1 rRNA gene is annotated in these 660 nt (G+C 51.7%); it reads left to right on the top strand.

Annotated elements, in window-relative coordinates:
* Positions 1 to 5: 5 nt before the first annotated feature.
* Positions 6 to 660, top strand: a 23S ribosomal RNA gene (locus AY633_RS08700); the annotation flags it as partial.

Here is a 660-nt window from a genome sequence, read left to right as displayed (position 1 = left end):
TCAGTGGTTAAGTTAATAAGGGCGCACGGTGGATGCCTTGGCACTAGGAGCCGAAGAAGGACGGCACTAACACCGATATGCCTCGGGGAGCTGTAAGTGAGCTGTGATCCGGGGATTTCCGAATGGGGAAACCCACTGTTCGTAATGGAGCAGTATCCATGTGTGAATTCATAGCACATGAGAAGGCAGACTCAGGGAACTGAAACATCTAAGTACCTGAAGGAAGAGAAAGCAAATGCGATTCCCCAAGTAGCGGCGAGCGAAACGGGATCAGCCCAAACCAGAAGGCTTGCCTTCTGGGGTTGTAGGACACTCTATACGGAGTTACAAAGGAACGGATTAAGCGAAGCGACCTGGAACGGTCCGCGAGACAGGGTAACAGCCCCGTAGCTGAAAGTTCGTTCCCTCCAGAGTGGATCCTGAGTACGGCGGAACACGAGAAATTCCGTCGGAATCCGGGAGGACCATCTCCCAAGGCTAAATACTCCCTAGTGACCGATAGTGAACCAGTACCGTGAGGGAAAGGTGAAAAGCACCCCGGAAGGGGAGTGAAATAGATCCTGAAACCGTGTGCCTACAAGTAGTTAGAGCCCGTTAATGGGTGATAGCGTGCCTTTTGTAGAATGAACCGGCGAGTTACGATTACATGCAAGGTTAAGG

The sequence above is a fragment of the Planococcus maritimus genome, from assembly GCF_001592825.1.
GTDB classification, from domain to species: domain Bacteria; phylum Bacillota; class Bacilli; order Bacillales_A; family Planococcaceae; genus Planococcus; species Planococcus maritimus_C.
This window is presented reverse-complemented; position numbering and strand designations above follow the sequence as displayed.